Genomic DNA, 19,700 nt, shown 5'->3' with positions numbered 1-19,700 from the left:
GGGGGGGGGGGGGGGGGGGGGCAGAATATAGACACAATGAGTCTAGCAAAATAAATATTATAGCATATATCGATTTATTCAGGGAGCAGTAGGGTGTAGACATAAGAAGGAAATCATTAAAGGCTTTACTCATTTATTAATACTAATGTGATACGAAAAAACCGCGATAAATACCCAAGAAACCGCATGGCGTACATATGGTATATTAAGTAATCAGCTCATTAAGTACCTCTCCCCAACCTCCACCCACTTTATGGGGCCTTTCCCCGTCAGCTCGGGAGAAAGGTCGTACTCCGCGCTACCAAACTGGTGTTGCGCGGGCTGGCGGGTTTATTCGTAGTGGGCTATGCGTTCTGGGTTATGCCATTTTGTTTTCGGTCGCCGTAGGTTCACGGGCTTCGTCGCGCGACTGGCGGGGTTGGGCGTCAAGGTCGCGGGATTCGTGAGTCTTGTTTTCCTTGTGGCTTGTGGGCCGCGGGAGACGGCGGTCGAGGTGGCGACGCGGGAGCGCACGTTGATTCTCGGAAATGCGGCCGAGCCTGCCGATCTCGACCCGCATCTCGCCACGACGCTGAGCGATCAGGTGATCATCAACGCGCTTTTCGAGGGGCTCACCGTCCTTGACGAAGAGACGGCGCGACCGCTGCCCGCTGCCGCGGAATCATGGGAGGTCTCCGCCGATGGACTGACATGGGTCTTCCACCTGCGGCCCGATTTGCATTGGTCGAATGGGGATCGGCTCACGGCAGCCGACTTTGTAAAAACGTGGCAGCGCGCGCTCAGCCCCCACTTCGCCGCAGATAATGCGTGGTACCTCTTCGTCCTCAAAAATGCCGCCGCCTACAATGCGGGCCAACTCGACGAGGCCGGCGCAATCGGCGTCGCCGCGCCCGACGCGCGCACCCTCGTTCTCAGGCTTGAGCAGCCCGCGCCCTACCTGCCCGCACTGCTCTCGCTGCCGGCGTGGTTTCCGCTGCACAGCGGCAATCTCGAAAAGTTTGGTGCCACCGAGCAGCGCGGGCGCCCCTGGACGCGCCCGGGCGAGCTCGTCAGCAACGGCGCGTATCAACTCCGGGCATGGGAGCCCAACGCGCGGATCGTCCTCGCGCTCAATCCGCAGCACCGCGACGCGGCCCACTCCCAAATCGAACGGCTCGTTTTCCTCCCGATTGAAAAGCCCGAGGACGAAGAGCGCGCCTATCGCGCGGGCCAGCTTCACGTGAGTTTCAACCTGCCCGTCACCAAAATCGCGACCTGGCGCGAGCGAGCGCCCGAGCAACTGCGCGTCGATCCGCTGCTGCAAAGCCACTTCCTGCGCTTCAACACCGCACACCCGGCACTCGCCGATCCGCGTGTACGCCGTGCGCTCTCGCTCGCGCTCGATCGCGAGCAACTCGCCCGCAGCGTCCTGCAAGCCAGCCGCGCGCCCGCCTACTCGCTGGTGCCTCCGCACAGCGGTGACTACTCGCCCGCGACGCTGATAGCCGAGGGCAGCGGCGATACGCCTCGCCCCACCGCGCCGACCGCGGCGCGGGCGCCCTCTCCCACGCTGCCTCCCCAAAACCTCCGCGCACTCCTCGCCGAAGCAGGCTACGCCGACCCCAAGGATTTCCCCCAACTCGAACTGCTCGTGCGGGCCGACGAGCTCATGCCGCGCGTCGCCGAAGCCATCCAGGCGATGTGGAAAACCGCACTCGGCATCAAGGTGACGATCTCGCAGCGCGAGCAGAAAACGTGGGTGCAGGCCCAGCAGACTGGCGATTACGAGCTGTGCCTCTCCGCGTGGACGGCCGACTATCCGGACCCGCTCAACTTCCTCGAACTATTCGCCGCCGATAGTCCCTACAACTGGACGGGCTGGGGCAGTGCACGCTACGACGCGCTCCTCGCAGCAGCCGCCCGCTCGGCGCAGCCCGAGGCCCGATTCGAACTGCTCCGGGAGGCCGAAGCACTGCTCGTCAACGAAGGCCCGATCGCCCCGCTCTACTTCGGCGCAGAGACGCGGCTCGTCTCACCCGCAGTGAAAAACTGGACGCCCGCGCCGCTCGGGTTTCGCCGCTTCCAATTGCTCCGATTTGCCGACTAGCTCTGCGCTTCGATTCGCCCCCCTCACCAGCCATTCGCCCTCCCGACTCCTGCCGCCTTCCCGCCCGCCTTTTTTCGAAAAACAGTCATGCGCACCGCCACTGCCCTACTCTTCCTCGCGACACTCGCCCTCCCGACCCTATCCCTGCGCCCTTGCGCCGCCGCCACAGATCCGACTACCGGCGCGGATGCCACGGCCACCGAGCGGGCAGCACTTGAGCTCGTGCGCATCTGGCCTGGCTGGCGCAGTGCGGACTCGTTTCTGCGCCTGTCCGAATATTTCGGTGGCGGCGAAAACCGCAGCGGCCAGACGATCCTCCGCAGCCAGCCCAGCGAGCGCGGCGGCTTTTATTTTTTAACGCGGATCAAAAACCCGGGGGCGGAGTGGGCCGATGTCCGTTTTGAGCTACAAGTCATCCGGCCCGACTCACCGCACGCCAAGACCTACACCTTCGCCGCAACGCTCACCGCGGGCAGCCACGCCTACAATCTCGGCCTCACTGGCAGCGACTGGACAGGCTGGGACGGCAAGTCGCCCGAAGACACCCAGCCCGTCGCGTGGCGGCTGCGGCTCCTCGACGCGCAGGGCCGCGAGCTCCTGAGCAAATCAAGCTTCCTCTGGCGAACTCGGTGAGCGCCTCCATTCACGCTCGCGCGACAGCGCACCAGCGAGTGCGCCGCTCAATAAAAGGGCCTTAGGCCTCCTTCTGGATGAGCTCGACCTCGTAGCCCTCCGGCGCGTCGACAAAGGCGATCACCGAGCCACTGCTCGTGCGCGTGGGCCCGTCGCTCAGCGCGTAGCCGCGCGATTTCAGCCCGGCCTCAAACGCAGCCATGTCCTCCACTTGAAAGGCGAGGTGCACCAGGTCGGGCTGCACGACGACCGGATCGGCCGCGCCCGTCGGCATCTGGCAGATCTCGATCTCCTCCTCGCTGTTGGGCGTCGCCAGAAACGCGAGCTGGGCGCCGCGCGGCGAAGTAATGCGCCGCGAAACAGTCAGCCCCAGCGCCTCCACGTAAAACTTCAGCGTCGCCTCAAGATCGTTAACGCGCATCCGCGTGTGCAGCAGTTTGGTTACCATAGGGCAGGCAGGGCTAGCGGATCGCCGAGCGCGGGACGAGCTCAGGAAATAAGTAATATCCATCATTTATTACATATATGATGATTGACATAATCGAGACCCCGTTTCGACTACGGCCCGCTTTTCAACAATGACAACGAACTCAAACTCGACCGCTGCGGCCGCCGCATCAGCCCGCCCCCTCACCCACAACCTCGGCTACCCGCGCATCGGCGAAAAGCGGGAGCTCAAGAAAGCCACCGAAGCGTACTGGGCCGGAAAGCTCAGCCGCGCCGAGCTGGAGCAAGTCGGCGCCGAGCTGCGCCGCCAGAACTGGGAGACCCAGCGCCGCGCCGGAATCGACCTGATCCCCTCGGGCGACTTCACCTTTTACGACCAGGTCCTCGATACCACCTGCCTGGTAGGCAACGTGCCTCCGCGCTTCGGCTGGAAACTCGGCGGCCAGGTCGACCTCGACACGCGCTTCGCCATCGCCCGCGGTGTGCGCCGCAGCGGCAGCGCGGATGAAAAAGGCTCCGAGTGCGGTTGCAAAAACGACGAAAAAGGCAGCTCCCCCGCCACCTACGCCAGCGAGATGACGAAGTGGTTCGACACGAACTACCACTACATCGTCCCCGAGTTTCGCGCCGACACGCAGTTTGCGCTCTCGGCGACCAAGATTTTCGACGAATTCTCCGAAGCGCTCGCGCTCGGCATCCGCACCAAGCCCGTGCTCACCGGCCCGGTCAGCTATCTGAAGCTCGGCAAAGTCCAGGACTCGAAAAACCCGGGCTTCAATCGCTTCGAGCTGCTCGAGCGGCTCCTGCCCGTCTACGTGCAAGTGCTGCAAAAACTCGCCGCACTCGGCGCCGAGTGGGTGCAGCTCGACGAGCCGATCGGCGCGCTCGACCTCAATGACGAAGAACGCCGCGCGCTCAGCACCGCCTATGCCACACTCGCCGCCGCAGCACCGCAGCTAAAGCTGCTCGTCGCCACCTACTTCGGCCCGCTGCGCGAAAACCTCGCGACCTACCTCGCGCTCCCCGTCGCGGCGCTCCACATCGACGCCACACGCGGCGACTCCGAGGAAATCACCCGCATCGTAAACGAGCTGCCCGCCGACAAGGCGCTCTCCCTCGGCCTCGTCGATGGGCGCAACATCTGGAAAAGCGACTTCGCCGCGCAGCTCCCGCGCCTGCAGGACGCGCTCGCCAAGCTCGGCACCGGGCGGCTGCTCTTCGCTCCCTCCTGCTCGCTGCAACACGTGCCCGTAACCCTGCGCAACGAGCAAAAACTCGACGCCGAGTTCAAGGGCTGGCTCGCCTACGCCGAAGAAAAGCTCAGCGAAGTCGCCACCCTGCGCGACGCGCTCGCCGCCACAGGCGCGCCCTCGCCCGAGATCGCTGCCGCCCTCGCCGCCAATGCCGCCGCCGCAGAGTCGCGCCGCAAAAGCCCGCGCATCCACCGCCCCGAAGTGAAGGCCCGCGTGGCAAAAATCGCGCCCAGCGATTTCGACCGCAGCTCGCCCTACCCCGCGCGCCGGATCGCCCAGCGCGGCGGGAGCGGCGCAGCAGGCCGGCTCGACCTGCCCGACTTTCCCACAACCTCCATCGGCTCCTTCCCGCAGACGCCGGAGATCCGTGCCGCACGCCTCAAGCACAAGCGCGGCGAGCTCAGCACCGCCGAGTACGAAAAGTTCATCGAAGCCGAGACGGTCGCCTGCGTGCGTTTCCAGGAGGAAGTCGGCATCGACATGCTCGTGCACGGCGAATACGAGCGCAACGACATGGTCGAGTACTTCGGCGAGCAGCTCGATGGCTTCGCCTTCACCGAGCACGGCTGGGTGCAAAGCTACGGCTCCCGCTACGTGAAGCCGCCGATCATCTTTGGCGACGTCGCCCGCCCCAAGCCCATGACCGTGCGCTGGTCGTCCTTTGCCCAGTCGCTCACCAAGCGGCCCATGAAGGGCATGCTCACCGGCCCGGTGACCGTGCTCCAGTGGAGCTTCGTCCGCGACGATCAGCCGCGCCGCGACACCACTTTTGAAATCGCAATCGCGCTGCGCGACGAAGTCCTCGACCTCGAAGCCGCCGGCATCGCCGCCATCCAGATCGACGAGCCCGCCTTCCGCGAGGGCCTGCCGCTGCGCCGCGCCGACTGGGCATACTACCTCGACTGGGCCGTCAACGCCTTCCGGCTCAGCGCCGCCGGCGTGCGCGACGACACCCAGATCCACACGCACATGTGCTACTCGGAGTTTAACGACATCATCGACTCGATCGCCGCCATGGATGCCGACGTCATCACGATCGAAACCTCGCGCTCCAACATGGAGCTGCTCGGTGCCTTCGTGGACTTCAAGTACCCCAACGAGATCGGCCCGGGCGTCTACGACATCCACTCGCCGCGCATCCCGCCCGTCGAGGAAATGGTCGCACTCATGCACAAGGCCGCCCAGGTCATCCCGCTAGAAAACCTCTGGGTGAACCCCGACTGCGGACTCAAAACCCGCGGCTGGGCCGAGGTCCGGCCCGCACTCGCCAACATGGTCGAGGCCGCACGCCAGATCCGCGCCGAACTCGGCAACAAGTAAGCGCACACTCACCAGAGCCCCACTACGCGTGGGGCGGCAGGCAGTGCCTGCTCCCATTGATTTGGTCGCTTGTGCGTCGTGCTGATGCACGGACGCACAAGCGACCAAATAAGGAAATGCCCGACCTCCGGTCGGGCCGAAGATTTAACCCGTAAACTTTTCCGGCGCGCCCACACGGGTTACCGCTCCATCCGCATTTGGTTGCCTCACCCCCTGTCGCAACGCGACAGGGGGATGGCCCGTTAAATTTGGGAATCGCGCTTCGTCGCGTAGCGACGAGGCCGATTCCCAAATTGAATGGAAGTGGCGACCCGCCACCGCCCCACGCGCAGTGGCACTCAGTGACGCTGGAGACCGCCCGCAGCGTTCTCCAACACGAGTCGGGCTTTGGCGGCTTCGGTCAGGGCGGCACGGTAGCCCTCGCGCACCTCGCTGTGTGTGCGCTGGGCGTCGAGGAATTCGAGGAGCGCGCTCTCGCCGCGTTCGTAGCTGTAGCGGCGGGCCGCGAGCACGGCTTCAGCCGTGCGCAACAGGTCGCGCTCGTAGGCGGCCACCTGCTCGCGCGCGGCTTCGTATTGCGCGTGGGCTGTGCGCACGGCGATCTCGGCCTTGAGCTCCGCAGCGGAGAGCCGCCGCTCGGCTTGCTGCGCGGCAAAGCGAGCACGCCGCACATCGTGTTGGTTGCGATTCCAGAGCGGCAACGGCAGTGAGACGCTGAGCTCCACTTGGTTAAACTTTGGCGAAGGCGCATCGATATTATGCGACTCGGCGTTGCGCGTGTAGGCCACGCCCAAATCGACATCCGGCACGCGCTCCGCACGCGCCAGCCCCAGCTCGCCGCGCGCCTGCTCAAGCGCATGCCGCAGAGCTACGAGATCGGGCCGCCGCGACAGCGCAGCCGCAACCAGCGACTCCAGGCTGGGCAGCTCCTCCGCATGCAGGCTTTCACGCAAATCTCCGAGCGGCAGGATGCACGCGGCGGCCGATTCGCTTCCCAGAAAGCCCGCGAGCTCCGCGCCGGTAGCCCATGCCTCCGCCTCGGCCTGGCGCAGCTCACCGCGCACTTGCAGGGCCTCGGTCTGCGCCTGGAGCGCCTCGACCTCCGCCAAGTCCCCGAGCTCGGCGCGCACGCGCTGCGCCGCAGCAAACTGTTCGAGCGCCTCTGACTCTTCGCGTTTTTGGGTAAGCTCGTGCCGTGCGGCGAGCGCCTCGATAAAGGCAGTCGAGGCCTCACGTTTTAGCTGGAGGAGAAAATCCTCCAGGCTCGCTGCCGCCGCCCGGTGGGCCGACTGCGCCGCCCGCGTGCGCCAGCGGCGTTTGCCGCCGAGCTCAAGCGTCTGCGTAATCCCGATGGAGCGCGCCTGTGGCATCCGCTGCGGCACGGAAATCCCATCCTCATCGCTGGCCCAGACTCTGCGAAACGTGCGGTCACGATCCGCGGATAATTCCAGCGTGGGGTTTGGCAAAAGTCGCGCAGCGGCGGCCTCGGCCCGGGCCATATCCACTTCGTAACGCTCGGCGGCGTAATCGAGGTTGGCGGCCAGTACCTCGCTCAAAAATGCGTCGTGCGATAGGGCCCGCTCTGCGCTTTGGGCGACGCCTCTCGCGTCCGCAGCCTGTGCGACGGGCGACGCAGCAAAAAAGCCCAAGCCGCCCGCAACAAACAACAGGAGAGCGGCCAGGCCGCCGCGCGATTTTTTGGCGGCTGCTTTTTTCCCCGAGTTAACCGGCCCCCCTGTGCGTGGCTCCGCTTCCCAGCGCCGCTCCACCACATAGTAAGCCGCGGGCAGGACGATCAGCGTCAGAAAGGTCGCCGTGATGAGGCCGCCCACCACGACCGTTGCCAGCGGGCGTTGCACATCGCTGCCGATCCCGCGGGCGAGCGCAGCGGGCAGCAGCCCGAGCGTCGCCACGGTGGCCGTCATCAGGACCGGCCGCAGCCGCTCGCGCGCGCCACGCCGCACTGCCTCAGCGAGTGACTGCGCCTCCGCACTCGGCACCTGCTCACGCCAGCGGTTGAGGTTGGCGAGCATGATCACCCCGTTTTGCACGGCCACGCCGAACAGCGCGATAAAGCCCACCGCGCTCGACACATTGAGCGTCATCCCGCGCAGGTGCAGTGCCGCGAAGCCGCCGAGCAGCGCGAGCGGCACCGTCAGCATGATCAAGGCCGCGTGCCGCCCTTTCCCGAAGTTGAGGTACAGCAGCATAAAAATCAGCCCCAGCGCGGCGGGGATAACGACGGCGAGCCGGCCTTGCGCGCGCTGCTGGTTTTCAAACAGGCCGCCCCACGCGAGGCGGTACTGGCCGCGGTCGTAATCGACCTGCGCCTCGACCGCACGCTGCGCCTCCGCGAGAAACGACGACAGGTCGCGCCCGCGCAGGTTGAGCGTCACGCTCAAGTGCCGCTGCCCCATCTCGCGCGTGATCATGCTCTCGCCCGCAACGAGCGAGAGCCGCGCCACACTCGCCAGCGGCACTGCGGCAGGCGCTGACTCCCCGCTCACGAGCAGGTTTCCCAAGACCTCCGGGCTGTTGCGAAATGCGAGCGGGTAGCGCAGCGCGATATCGTAGACGCGGTCGCCCTCGAAGACCTGGGCAATCGTGCGCCCGCCCACGGGCCCCTCGATCAAGTGCACCATGTCGCTGACCGTGATCCCGTGTCGTGCGGCGGCCTCGCGGTCGTAGTCGATGCGTAGCTGTGGCAACGGCGGCTCCTGGTCGATCATCACATCCACCGCGCCCGGCACAGCCGCGAGCACCTCGCGCACTTGCCCGGCGATCCGGCGCATCTCGTCGAAATCGGTTCCGAAGACCTTTACCACCAGCTCGCTGTGCGCCCCGGCGATCTTGTCGTTAACGCCGTCGATCATCGGCTGCGCAAAGCCCACCGAGATCCCGGGCACGCGGTCCAGCCGCGCCTGCATGCGCGCAATCAGTGCCTGTTTGTCGCCGCCCCATTCGCGATAGGGCCGCAGCCCGACGAAGGACTCGATGTGCGAGGTCGTCCATGGGTCGGTGCCGTCTTCGTTGCGGCCCAGTTGCGTGACCACGTCGGAGACTTCGGGAAACTCGCGCACAGCCGCGCGATACTCCGCCGCGATTTCCTGCGCCTTGTTTAGAGAGATCCCCGGTGGCATCGAGATCTGAAGCCACAGCGAGCCCTCATCCAGGTAAGGCAGAAAGCTGCGGCCCAGGCTCAGCCCGAGCACGCAAGTCGCCACAATCGCCGCTCCGCCCGGGATCAGGCCGTGCCCCGGCGCCGCCGTGAGCCTCACCAGCACACGGTCGTAGAGCGCGCGCAGCCACAGGAAGACCGGATTTTGAAACGTCCGCCCCGGCCTGCGGTAGAGCAGAAACGCCAGCGCGGGCACCGCTGTTAGTGCGAACACCAAGGCACCCAACACGGCGTAGCCGACCGTGAAGGCCATCGGCGTAAACAGCTTTTGCTCCACGCGCTCGAAGGCGAAGAGCGGCAGGTAAGCTGCCATGATGATCAGCGCGGAAAACACCATCGGCCGCGCAACCTCCAGCGCCGCAGCGCGCGCGTCCGCGATTGTAAGCTCGGTGGTCGAGCGCTCCCGCCGCCGCAGCACCACCTCCAGCAACACAATCGCCCCATCTACCAAGATGCCGAAGTCAATCGCGCCGAGCGAAAGCAGGTTTGCCGGAACGGCCGTGAAATGCATCAGCAGAAACGCGAACAGCAGCGCAAAGGGCATCGTCAGCGCGACAAGTACCGCCCCGCGCACACTGCCGAGGAACAGGATCAAAACCACGCTCACCAGTCCCATGCCTTCGAGCAGGGTACGCGCTACCGTTCGCAGCGTCGCATCGACCAGGTCGCTGCGGTCAAGGTAGGGCACGAGCCGCACATCCTCCGGCAAGTGTTGCGCGTGCAGCTCGGCGACCGCAGCGTGAATCCCGCTCAAGACGCGCGAAGGGTTCTCCCCTTTTAGCAAGACCACGATCCCCATCACCACATCGTCGTCGTCGTTTTTCCCCACCACGCCTGTGCGCTCCAGACCGCCGAAACGCAGCTCCGCGACATCGCGCACGAGGATCGGCACGCCGCCCTCGCGCGACTCGATGACGACTGCGCCCAAGTCCTCCAAACTGCGGATCGCCCCCAGCCCGCGCACCACGAAACCTTGCTCGGCGCGCACGATGAGGCTGCCGCCCGCCGAGCCGCTGTTGTCCACAATCGCCGCCTCCACCTGCCGCGCCGTCAGCCCCAGCGATTGAAGCGCGTGCGGATCGACGATCACCTGAAACTGCCGGGGCTCGCCGCCGAAGCTCGTCACCTCCGCCACGCCAAACACCTGCCGCAGGCGCGGCTTCACCACCCAGTCTTGCAGCTCCTTGAGCTCAAAAGGATCGCGGCTCGGCGACTCCAGCGTGTAGCGAAAAATCTCGCCGGTGGGCGAAGTCAGCGGGTCGAGCTCCGCCTCCACGCCCTCCGGCAGCTCTGCCGCGCTCATCTGCTCGCGCAAGCGCTCGCGCGCGAAGTAGTCCTCCACGCCGTCCTTAAAAACGACCGTGATCAGCGAGAGCCCAAACGCGCTCTGCGAACGCATCACGTGCATCCCGGGCGTGCCAAACAGCTCGCGCTCCAGCGGGATCGTGACCTGTTGCTCGACCTCCTCGGCGGCTCGCCCCGGGTAGAGCGTCACGATCTGCGACGTCGTGTCGCCGATGTCCGGATAGGCTTCGATGGCGAGCTGCCGCCACGCGTAAACGCCGCTCGCCGCCAACGCGGCAAGCGCAGTGAACACCAGAGCCGCACGCTCCAGGCAGAATCCGATGAGTCGAGTAATCATGGCAGGAGCACTCCGTTTTGGGTGAGGATTTGCGCGCCGGCCTTGAGGCCGCCCGTGATGAAAAACCGCTCGCCCGCCTCCACGCCGAGCGTGACAGGGCGCGCCGCGAGTACGCCCTCGGCGAGTTTTTCGTAGACCAGCGTTTGGCCGCCGCGCTGCACGACTGCGCTCGCCGGAACGCTCAACCCGCGCTGCGGCTCGCCCGCGATTTCGACCGTCGCAAACATCCCGGGCTTCAGCCGCCCGTCCGGATTTGGCAGCGCCACGCGCAACGACACCGTGCGCGTCTCCTCAGAAACGAGCTCGCCCAGCGAAAGGACTTCTCCGCGAAAAGTTTCGCCCGGATACGCGGCCACGTGAGCGGCGACGGTGTACGGCGCGCCGGCCCTTCCCATTTGAGCCAGGACACGCCGCAGCTCGTGCTCCGGCACCTCGACGCTTAGCCACACCACAGAAAGATCGGCGATTGTGCCGAGCTCCTCCGCCTCATCCTGGAGGACTTCGCCGACCGCAACCGCGAGCTCAAGAACACGGCCCGACTGCGGCGCGCGCACCACCAAGTGGGGGTACTCGCGGGGCGACGAAGTCGCCGCAGAATCAGGATCCACGCCCCAAAGAACGAGCCTCTCGCGCGCCGCCTCAAACTCGGAGCGGGCATCATCGAGATCCGCCTGCGCCTCTTCGAGATCGCGCTGCGCTGCCGCGCGGTGCGCGAAAAGGTCGCGTTGGCGGGCCCAGTTTCGCTCCGCCAAATTGAGGGCCGTACGCGCCTTCCTGAACTCGCCCCACACCGCTACCAGCTCCGGCGAGTGCAGCGTCACCAGCGGCTCGCCCGCCTCCACCGCCCGTCCGGCACCCGCATGCACGGCGACCACCTTTCCCGCAAAAGGTGCGTAAACCCGCGCGAGCCGCTGCGGATCCGGCACGATTTGACCGACAAAGCGCAACGACGCGGGCCGGACTTCTTCGCGCGCGGCCTCAAAACGAAGGCGCGCCCGAAGCGGAGAGTTTTCAGCGAGGTAAACCCGCTCGCCCTCACGCCACACGGAGGCAGGCGACCGCTCCCCCGCAGAAGAAGCAGACGAAGCGGAAACCGGAAAATCGGCACCAACAGCCGCAGCCGGAGGAGCCGCCGCAATGGGCGCAGCAGTGACGAAGGAGCCCCTCACACTGGCAGGCTGCCAACACGCCACATTTACGTTGAGGAGCAGGCACACCGCCGCAAAGCGCACGGTGAGCCGACGAAAGGTTTTCAAGTCGGGAGTCATCAAGAACAGGGATTGAGCCCCCACTCCCAACATCCCGCCCCCAACTCCGAAACTCCCCCACCCTGAAGATTTAGAAAGGAGCAATCAGCCCCCTCCCGATCTCTGCCCCAGCCCGAGATGACAGGCCGCTAACGAGCAGCCCGCAAAATGAAAGAGAGGCGCCGCGCGGGGCGCCGACTTGCTCCGAACTTTAACGAGCCCCAGACGGGGTTTCGCTAATCAGAAAGGGGACTGAGGCTCCCTTAGACGGCGGCTTCGCCGCGTTCTTCGGTGCGGATGCGGATGACTTCCTCCACCGCGCTGACGAAGACTTTTCCGTCGCCGATCTTGCCCGTCTTGGCCGCGGCGACAATCGCCTCCAGCGCCTTGGGCACGAGCGAGTCACAAACCACGATCTCCAGTTTCACCTTGGGCAGAAAATCGACCGTGTACTCCGAGCCGCGGTAGATCTCGGTGTGGCCTTTTTGGCGGCCGAAGCCTTTGACTTCGGTCACGGTCATGCCCTCGACGCCGATTTCCGACAGGCTCTGTTTAACTTCCTCTAGCTTGAATGGTTTGATGATCGCTGTGATGAGTTTCATGTGTGTTTGGGGAGATGTGCGGACATTATGCGCGGGCCCAGGCCCTGACAAACAGAAATAGCCGCGGGCCGCTCTATTACGCCGTGCACTCCGACCGCGCAGCGGCCATAAGCCGCACTTGTGAGGGGCGCACGTCGGGAAGCTAAATCCGCACGGAAGGCGCAGCCAAAATTTACCGCTGGCTTGCCGCCATTCGCCCCATACTCGGGCAAGGGCTGGGCTCAGGCCGACTGCTCGCCTCGCTAACGTTTGCGCGGGCGGCGGGCGAGCTCGGCAGCGAGGAAGGGGCCGCGGTAGATCAGGCCCGTGTAGAGCTGGAGGAGGGTCGCGCCGGCATCGAGTTTCTCGGTCGCGCTCGCGCGGTCCATGATGCCGCCCACGGCGATGATGGGCAGCCGCCCTCCGGTCTCGCGCGCGATGTAGCGGATGACTTCGGTCGCGCGTTCGCGCAGCGGCGCACCGCTGAGGCCGCCCGCTTGCTCGGCCTGCGTCAGCGGGCCAGGGGGGCGCTCCAGCGTGGTGTTGGTCGCGATGATGCCGTCGAGGCCGAACTCGGCGATCACTTCCAGAACGCGGTCGATCTGCGGCGCGCTGAGGTCGGGCGCGATTTTCAGCAAGATGGGCTTCGGGCGCAGGCCGGGCGACTCGGCCCGGCGGCGATTGGCCGCAGTGACGGCGGCGAGCAGCTCGCGCAGCCGCTCCTCGTCCTGGAGTTTGCGCAGGTCGGGCGTGTTGGGGCTGCTGACGTTGAGGACGAGGTAGTCCGCGTAATCCGCCAGCAGCGCGAAACTGCCGAGGTAGTCGTTTACCGCCTGGTCGAGCGAGGCGAGTTTCGACTTGCCCAGGTTTATCCCAAGCGGGATCCGGCGCGCGCTGGGCACAGGCTGCCGCGCGAGCCGCAGCGCGACCGACTCCGCGCCTTCGTTGTTAAAGCCCATCCGGTTGATCACGGCGCGCTCGTTGGGGAAGCGAAAGACGCGCGGGCGCTCGTTGCCGGGCTGGCGCAGCAACGTGACGGTGCCGACTTCCACATGCCCAAAGCCGAGGGCGGCAGCGGCGGGCCAGCCGCGCGCGTTTTTATCGAAACCGGCGGCGAGCCCGATCCGGTTGGGGAAGTTTAGCCCGAAGCAGCGCACGGGCTGCCCCGCGAGCGAGAAGTCCTCCGGGTCGCGCCCGTGCCAGGCCTCCAGCGCGCGGCACAACGGCGACACGCGGCCCAGCACCGCCATCGCGTCCACGGCCAGTTCGTGCGCGTGCTCGGGGTCGAGCCGGAACAGGGCCGGACGCAGGCATTTCTCATAAAACCATCCCATGTCGGGCGACGATGAAACCCGCCCCGCAAAAATCAAGGGAGCTATCCGCACCCGAGCGGGCACGACGAAGGCGCACTCCGGCGCAGCCAGAAGGCATCTGAAAGCCGGGGCGAGCGCGACGGACAGCCAAGCGGGAAAAGGCTCATGCGCAGCGCGATTTGCCTCCGTAAATCGCGGTACTTCGCACCGCAAAATCCACCTCCCCTTTTCTGCTTGTTTTTAGAAACCCCACTCCCACGCTGCGCCAAAATTTCCTCTCCCTCTACTCTCTCATGGCTAAAGCGATTTCGACTCTTGAATGGTGTGCGGTGCGACTCGGCGACGATCATAACTGGTGGGTGGCCGAAACCAGTGACCCGGTGCGCTGGGATGTCGATGGGCTGAGCATCGTCGACCCGCGCCAGGTCGATCACCTCATCGAGCTCGTCGATCCGCTGCGCGACTACGGCTTTAACCAGGATATTTTTGAGGCGGCCTTCATCCCCTTCCGCATCGAGAAAGACCTGGGCGGGGGCAAGGTCCGGCTCAAGCGCGTCAAGGACTCGCTCTTCGACTCCGAGGAAAAACTCTTCGCGCTGGCCGACATCCTCGACGAGGAAAACGGCCCCTACGCCGACCTGCTCGACCACCTCACGCGCTGCCGCGTGAAGATGCTCAACGACACCATCGACTTCGAAGTGAAGCTCTCGGTGGACGAGGTGGAGGACGAAATCCGCGAGGCGCAAAACGCCGACTTCATCGAGGGCATCGCCGTCCACACCTTTAACGAGCTGATCGCCATCCTCGACTACATCCCCGCAGGCTACGAGAGCGACGAAGACGCACCCGAGAAGCGACTCGCCACCGACGACGAGGAGCTCCCCGAACTCGACGAGGCCGAGGAGGAAAAACTCAAGAACGACGACTCGCTGAAGTGGGACGAAGACGAAGAGGATGACCTCGGCGAAGACAGCCTCGACGTCGATGATGACGAGGCGGATGAAGACGAAGAAGACGATGAGGATGACGACGAGGAAGAGGAAGACGCCTACGAAGGCCGCAGCTCCAAGTCCTCGTCGCGCAAATCAAGCACCCGCCGTCGCTAGAAGCCCCCAGCGATCAGAGACACGCGCGGCGGTGGCGACCTCCTTGGCAAAGTAAGTCAGGATCATGTCGGCTCCGGCGCGCTTGATCGCGAGCAGCGACTCATCGCGGCACGTCGCGTAGTCGATCCAGCCGAGCCGGGCGGCAGCGTGGATTTGCGCGTACTCTCCGGAGATCTGGTAGGCGGCGAGCGGCAGTCGGGTGCGCTCGCGCAGGTCGCGGATGATGTCGAGGTAGAGTCCGGCAGGCTTCACCATCAAGATGTCTGCGCCCTCCGCCTCGTCCAGCAGGGCTTCCTCAATCGCTTCGCGGCGATTGGCCGGGTTGAGCTGGTAGCTTTTCTTATCGGCCGGGCCCGCAACGGTGCCGACTTTTCCGCTGCCCACGGCCTCGCGAAAGGGCCCGTAAAATCCGGACGCAAATTTGGCCGAGTAGGCCAGCAGGCCGACTTGCATAAAACCCTCGGCATCGAGCGCAGCGCGGATCGCACCGATGCGCCCATCCATCATGTCGCTGGGCGCGACCATATCGGCCCCTGCGCGGGCGTGAGCCAGCGCCATCGCGATGAGCTGCTCGACCGTGCGGTCGTTATCGACGTCGCAGCCATCGGCTGTGAGCAGCCCGTCATGCCCGTGTGTCGTGTAGGGATCGAGCGCGATATCGGTGATCACCGTGAGCTCGGGCACGGCTGCCTTTACCGCGCGCACGGCACGCGCGATGAGCGAGTCCGCGCCGAGGGCGGCACTGCCCACGGCGTCCTTCGCCTCCTCCGGCACTTTGGCAAAAAGATCCACCGCAGGGATCCCCAGAGCCCACAGCTCGCGGCACTCGGCCACCAGATCGGCAAGCGGCAAGCGGCGCTGCCCAGGCATCGACGCGATCTCCTCGGCGGGGCCCTCGCCCTCAATCACAAAAAGCGGCGCGATCAAATCCGCCGGTCGCAGCACCGTCTCCTCCACCAGTGCGCGCAGGCTGGCCGTGCGGCGCAGGCGGCGCAGGCGACGCGGAAGCGACAGGGCTGGGCGGCGGGCAGAATCGGGGCGAGTGGGCATGGTGAGCAGCAAAGAAATCTCCCGAGTGTTTAGGCCACTCAAAATCGCGAATCGCGACGCGGTTTTGTTGGCAATAAATACCGGGCCGCAGAGCGGCAGCGCAGCCACTCCGCACGCGGGCTTGCGCGACTCTTTATGATCAGGCACGCGCCAAACCGATCTGCGGCCAGCAATGGCCCGCACAAACAAAAGGCGCAGCCCTTTCCTAAAAACACCTTTGCGCGGGATGAGAAACCCGCATCCTAGCCCGTTTCGTTTCATGCCGATCCAGCTTCACGACTCACTGACCCGCACGCTCAAGCCGCTCACCGCCTCGCAGCCCGATGGCGTCTTCCGCTTCTACAACTGCGGGCCCACGGTCTACGCGCCCGCGCACATCGGCAACTTTCGCACGTTTATCGTTAACGACATCCTGCGCCGCTTGCTCGAAATCGAGTTTGGCCCGACCAAGGTCCGGCACGTGCGCAACCTCACCGATGTGGACGACCGCACGATCCAGCAGGCGCGCAAGGAGGGCCGCCCGCTGCCCGAGATCACGGCCAGGTGGACGGCCAAGTTTCACGCCGACTGCGCCGCGCTCGGCTGCCTGCCGCCGCACGTCGAGCCGACCGCCACCGGCCACATCCGCGAGCAAGTCGACATGATCGAGTGCCTCATGGAGCGCGGGAATGCCTACCGCGCCGCCGATGGCTCCGTGTACTTCCGCATCAGCTCCTTCCCCGAGTACGGCGCACTCTCGCGGATCAAGGAGCGCGAGCTCAAGATCACCAACGACGCCGCAGACTCCGACCACAAGGACTCGGTCTCCGACTTCGCGCTGTGGAAAGCGTACAAGCCCGAGGAGGACGGCGACGTGCAGTGGCCCGGCCCGCGCGGCGCGGCGGCAGGCCGCCCAGGCTGGCACGTCGAGTGCTCGGCCATGATCAAGAAACACCTTGGCGAAACGATCGACCTGCACACCGGCGGCGTAGACCTGCTGTTCCCGCACCACGAAAACGAGATCGCCCAAAGCCAGTGCTGCAACGGCGGCACGACCTTCGCCAACCACTGGTACCACAGCGAGCACCTGCTCGTCGAAGGCACCACGATGAGCAAGAGCAAGGGCAACTACTACACGCTCTCCGACCTCACCGCCAAAGGCTACCCGGCGATGGCCGTGCGCTATGCGCTCCTGGCCGGACACCCGCGCAAGCAGCTCAACTTCACGCTCGACTCGCTGCACGCTGCCGAGCGCGCGCTCAAGACCCTGCGCAGCTACCGCGAAAAACTCGCCGCAAGCGCAGGCGCAACGCAGGCCGAAAACGCGAGCGGCGCAGCAGCGGGCGCGCCGCAGAAAAATGGAAGTAACGCGGCGGCAACGACGCAGCGGCAAGAGATAGGCGGCATCGCTCCCTTCTTTGGCGCGCTGTGCGACGACCTCAACACGCCCGCCGCACTCGGAATCCTCTTTACGCTCGTCAATCGCGGCCCCGGCGCGGTCAGCCTCGCCGAATTCGACCGTGCGCTTTTTGCACTCGGGCTCGACCTCAGCACCGCACAAAACACGGGCACTGCCCCCGCCGATATCCCGCCCGAAGTCGCCGCGCTCGCCGAAAAACGCTGGGCCGCCAAAGCCGCCAAAGACTGGCCAAGTGCCGACGCGCTGCGCGCCGAAATCGCCGCCCTGGGCTGGGCCATGCTCGACCGCAAAGACGGCTACTCACTCGAACCGCAAAAGAAATAACGCACCGGCTTTTCAGACCATCCGTGCACACACGCACGCACGCGCGTTGCAGTACTGCGAAGCCACAGCCGCCTGGCACTCCCTCCCTTTTTTCAAGACACACACACACACGCACCTGCCCACCCTCACCCGGGCACTCACCCGCACTCTTCCTCCCCCAGTTTTTTCCCTACTCCGATGACTCCCGCACTCGAAGAAATCCGCCACTCCTGCTCGCACGTTTTGGCGGCCGCCGTCCTCCGCCTCTTCCCAGAGGCCAAGCTCGACATCGGCCCCGCCACGGAAAGCGGTTTTTACTACGACATCGATCTTGAGCACAAACTCAGCGCCGAAGACCTCGGGCGCATCGAGGACGAGATGCGCAAGATCGTGAAGGAAAACCAAGCCTTCGTGCGCAGCGAAGTCACGCGCGAGGAAGCGGCGGCGCTCATCAAGGCGCGCGGGCAAGAGCGCTACAAACTCGGGCGGCTCGACGACATTCCGGAAAACGAGACGGTTACCTTTTACCAGAACGGCGACTTCCTCGACCTGTGCGGCGGTCCGCACGTGCGCTACACCTCGAAGCTCAAGGCCTTCAAGCTGCTCTCGATTGCGGGTGCCTACCATCGCGGCGACGAGAAAAACAAGCAGCTCCAGCGCATCTACGGCACCGCCTTTGAGACCAAGGAAGAGCTCGCCGCGCACCTTGAGCGGCTCGAACAGGCGCGCGCGCGCGATCACCGCAAAATCGGCAAGGACCTGAAACTCTTTCACATCGACGAAGAGGTCGGCCAAGGGCTCGTGCTGTGGCTGCCCAAGGGCGCAGTCATCCGCCAGGAGCTGCAAAACTTCATCTCCGAGGAACTCCGCAAGCAGGGCTACTCGCAGGTCTTTACGCCGCACATCGGCAAGCTCTCGCTCTACAAAACCAGCGGCCACTTCCCCTACTACAAGGACTCGCAGTTTCCCGCGATCGCCGAGCCCGATGCGCTCCAGCAACTCGCCGACACGGGCTGCTCTTGCGCGGAGCTCACCAGTCGCCTCGAAGGCGTCTCGCGCCAGCTCGCCGACGGGCTCAACGCGCGCAGCGGCCAGACCCTCATCGAAGACGAGCGCGTGATGGATCCCGAGCGACTCCTCGACGGCTTCTTGCTGAAGCCGATGAACTGCCCGCACCACATCAAGATCTTCGCCGCGCAGCCGCACTCGTATCGCGACCTGCCCGTGCGCTTGGCCGAGTTTGGCACCGTCTACCGCTGGGAGCAGTCCGGCGAGCTCAACGGCATGACCCGCGTGCGCGCCTTTACCCAAGACGACGCGCACATCTTCTGCACCGAGGAGCAAGTCGCCGAAGAGCTCCTCGGCTGCCTCTCGCTCGTCAAAACGGTCCTCACCACGCTCGGCATGGGCGAGTACCGCGTGCGCGTCGGCCTGCGCGATCCCGACTCGGGCAAGTACACGGGAGACGCCGCGCACTGGGACAAGGCCGAGGAGGCCTGCCGCCAGGCCGCGCGCTCGCTCGATATGCCCTTCACCGAAGAGCCGGGCGAGGCCGCTTTCTACGGGCCGAAAATCGACTTCGTCGTGAAGGACGTGATCGGCCGCGAATGGCAGCTCGGCACCGTGCAGGTGGACTACAATCTGGGCGTGCGCTTCGACCTCAGCTACATCGGCGCGGACAACAAGGAGCACCGCCCCGTGCTGATCCACCGTGCGCCCTTTGGCTCGATGGAGCGCTTCGTGGGCGTGTTGATCGAGCACTTCGGCGGAGACTTCCCGCTGTGGCTCGCGCCCGAACAAGTCCGCATCCTGCCCATCAGCGACAAGGTAAACGACTACGCGCGCGCACTCCTCGCCAGGCTCCGCGCCGCCGACATCCGCGTCACGCTCGACACGCACAGCGACAAGCTCGGCGCCAAGATCCGCCGCGCCGAGCTGGAGAAAATCCCTCACACGCTCGTCATCGGCCAAAAGGAAGCCGAGGCCGACAGCCTCTCGCTGCGCAGCCGCGCGCTCGGCGACGAAGGCGTCATCACAGCCGACGCCTACCTGGCCCGCCTCAAGCACGAGATCGCCACCCGCGCCCTCGCTCCGGCGCGCGGCGACGCCCAAGCTTAGCTCGGAGTTCGCTGCGCCCGCCGC

Annotated in this window: 12 protein-coding genes; 6 read left to right on the top strand and 6 right to left on the bottom strand. The window is 65.4% G+C overall.

The features are described from left to right. Positions 1-442 precede the first annotated feature (442 nt). Positions 443-2,086 (top strand): peptide ABC transporter substrate-binding protein, encoded by a 1,644-nt coding sequence (locus tag AXK11_RS01140; protein ID WP_231865710.1) that lies wholly within the window; start codon positions 443-445, stop codon positions 2,084-2,086. 87 nt (positions 2,087-2,173) lie between these two features. Continuing rightward, positions 2,174-2,719, top strand: coding sequence for a hypothetical protein (locus AXK11_RS01135; RefSeq protein WP_068628476.1), 546 nt, complete (start codon positions 2,174-2,176; stop codon positions 2,717-2,719). Between the two features lie 61 nt (positions 2,720-2,780). Here AXK11_RS01135 and AXK11_RS01130 read toward each other — a convergent pair whose 3' ends face one another. Further along, positions 2,781-3,167 carry a VOC family protein gene (locus tag AXK11_RS01130; RefSeq protein WP_068628475.1) on the bottom strand — a complete coding sequence of 129 codons (387 nt, stop codon included), beginning with the start codon at positions 3,165-3,167 and terminating at the stop codon, positions 2,781-2,783. A 130-nt stretch (positions 3,168-3,297) separates the two neighbouring features. Here AXK11_RS01130 and metE point away from each other — a divergent pair, with 130 nt between their 5' ends. Further along, positions 3,298-5,739 (top strand): 5-methyltetrahydropteroyltriglutamate--homocysteine S-methyltransferase, encoded by a 2,442-nt coding sequence (gene metE, locus AXK11_RS01125; RefSeq protein WP_068628473.1) that lies wholly within the window; start codon positions 3,298-3,300, stop codon positions 5,737-5,739. A gap of 338 nt (positions 5,740-6,077) precedes the next feature. Here metE and AXK11_RS01120 read toward each other — a convergent pair whose 3' ends face one another. From AXK11_RS01120 to AXK11_RS01105, 4 genes are all read right to left on the bottom strand, one after another. Then, on the bottom strand, positions 6,078-10,559 hold the full coding sequence (locus AXK11_RS01120; RefSeq protein ID WP_068628471.1) for a CusA/CzcA family heavy metal efflux RND transporter: 4,482 nt from the start codon (positions 10,557-10,559) through the stop codon (positions 6,078-6,080). Continuing rightward, positions 10,556-11,827, bottom strand: a complete 1,272-nt coding sequence (locus AXK11_RS01115; protein ID WP_197456734.1) for an efflux RND transporter periplasmic adaptor subunit — start codon at positions 11,825-11,827, stop codon at positions 10,556-10,558. The genes AXK11_RS01120 and AXK11_RS01115 overlap by 4 nt, the downstream gene beginning before the upstream one ends. A gap of 242 nt (positions 11,828-12,069) precedes the next feature. Then, complete coding sequence (locus AXK11_RS01110) at positions 12,070-12,408, bottom strand: P-II family nitrogen regulator (protein ID WP_068628467.1); 339 nt, start codon at positions 12,406-12,408, stop codon at positions 12,070-12,072. A 242-nt stretch (positions 12,409-12,650) separates the two neighbouring features. Next, a complete protein-coding gene (locus AXK11_RS01105) occupies positions 12,651-13,721 on the bottom strand; it encodes a quinone-dependent dihydroorotate dehydrogenase (RefSeq protein ID WP_068628465.1) in 1,071 nt (356 codons plus the stop codon). 272 nt (positions 13,722-13,993) lie between these two features. Between AXK11_RS01105 and AXK11_RS01100 the strand changes: the two genes are divergently transcribed. Then, complete coding sequence (locus tag AXK11_RS01100) at positions 13,994-14,806, top strand: hypothetical protein (protein WP_068628463.1); 813 nt, start codon at positions 13,994-13,996, stop codon at positions 14,804-14,806. Here AXK11_RS01100 and hemB read toward each other — a convergent pair. Beyond that, entirely contained in the window at positions 14,786-15,856 is a 1,071-nt protein-coding gene (gene hemB / locus AXK11_RS01095) for a porphobilinogen synthase (protein WP_068628498.1), read from the bottom strand. The two genes, AXK11_RS01100 and hemB, sit on opposite strands and share 21 nt — an antisense overlap. A 259-nt stretch (positions 15,857-16,115) precedes the next feature. Between hemB and cysS the strand changes: the two genes are divergently transcribed. Together cysS and thrS are read left to right on the top strand one after the other, a co-directional pair. Then, on the top strand, positions 16,116-17,579 hold the full coding sequence (gene cysS / locus AXK11_RS01090; RefSeq protein WP_068628461.1) for a cysteine--tRNA ligase: 1,464 nt from the start codon (positions 16,116-16,118) through the stop codon (positions 17,577-17,579). Positions 17,580-17,756: 177 nt separating this feature from the next. Next, positions 17,757-19,676 carry a threonine--tRNA ligase gene (gene thrS, locus AXK11_RS01085; RefSeq protein ID WP_068628459.1) on the top strand — a complete coding sequence of 640 codons (1,920 nt, stop codon included), beginning with the start codon at positions 17,757-17,759 and terminating at the stop codon, positions 19,674-19,676. The last annotated feature ends 24 nt before the right edge of the window (positions 19,677-19,700 follow it).

Source organism: Cephaloticoccus primus, assembly GCF_001580015.1.
Lineage (GTDB): Bacteria > Verrucomicrobiota > Verrucomicrobiia > Opitutales > Opitutaceae > Cephaloticoccus > Cephaloticoccus primus.
The sequence above is the reverse complement of the archived record's forward strand: the minus strand, read 5'-3'. Positions and strand labels throughout refer to the sequence as shown.

What these genes read in the sequence shown, in the direction of transcription:
- AXK11_RS01115 (WP_197456734.1), bottom strand. Translation starts at nt 11,827, where the DNA reads ATGACTCCCGACTTGAAAACCTTTCGTCGGCTCACCGTGCGCTTTGCG.
- hemB (WP_068628498.1), bottom strand. Translation starts at nt 15,856, where the DNA reads ATGCCCACTCGCCCCGATTCTGCCCGCCGCCCAGCCCTGTCGCTTCCG.
- metE (WP_068628473.1), top strand. Translation starts at nt 3,298, where the DNA reads ATGACAACGAACTCAAACTCGACCGCTGCGGCCGCCGCATCAGCCCGC.
- AXK11_RS01130 (WP_068628475.1), bottom strand. Translation starts at nt 3,167, where the DNA reads ATGGTAACCAAACTGCTGCACACGCGGATGCGCGTTAACGATCTTGAG.
- AXK11_RS01100 (WP_068628463.1), top strand. Translation starts at nt 13,994, where the DNA reads ATGGCTAAAGCGATTTCGACTCTTGAATGGTGTGCGGTGCGACTCGGC.
- AXK11_RS01110 (WP_068628467.1), bottom strand. Translation starts at nt 12,408, where the DNA reads ATGAAACTCATCACAGCGATCATCAAACCATTCAAGCTAGAGGAAGTT.
- thrS (WP_068628459.1), top strand. Translation starts at nt 17,757, where the DNA reads ATGACTCCCGCACTCGAAGAAATCCGCCACTCCTGCTCGCACGTTTTG.
- AXK11_RS01105 (WP_068628465.1), bottom strand. Translation starts at nt 13,721, where the DNA reads ATGGGATGGTTTTATGAGAAATGCCTGCGTCCGGCCCTGTTCCGGCTC.
- cysS (WP_068628461.1), top strand. Translation starts at nt 16,116, where the DNA reads ATGCCGATCCAGCTTCACGACTCACTGACCCGCACGCTCAAGCCGCTC.
- AXK11_RS01135 (WP_068628476.1), top strand. Translation starts at nt 2,174, where the DNA reads ATGCGCACCGCCACTGCCCTACTCTTCCTCGCGACACTCGCCCTCCCG.
- AXK11_RS01120 (WP_068628471.1), bottom strand. Translation starts at nt 10,559, where the DNA reads ATGATTACTCGACTCATCGGATTCTGCCTGGAGCGTGCGGCTCTGGTG.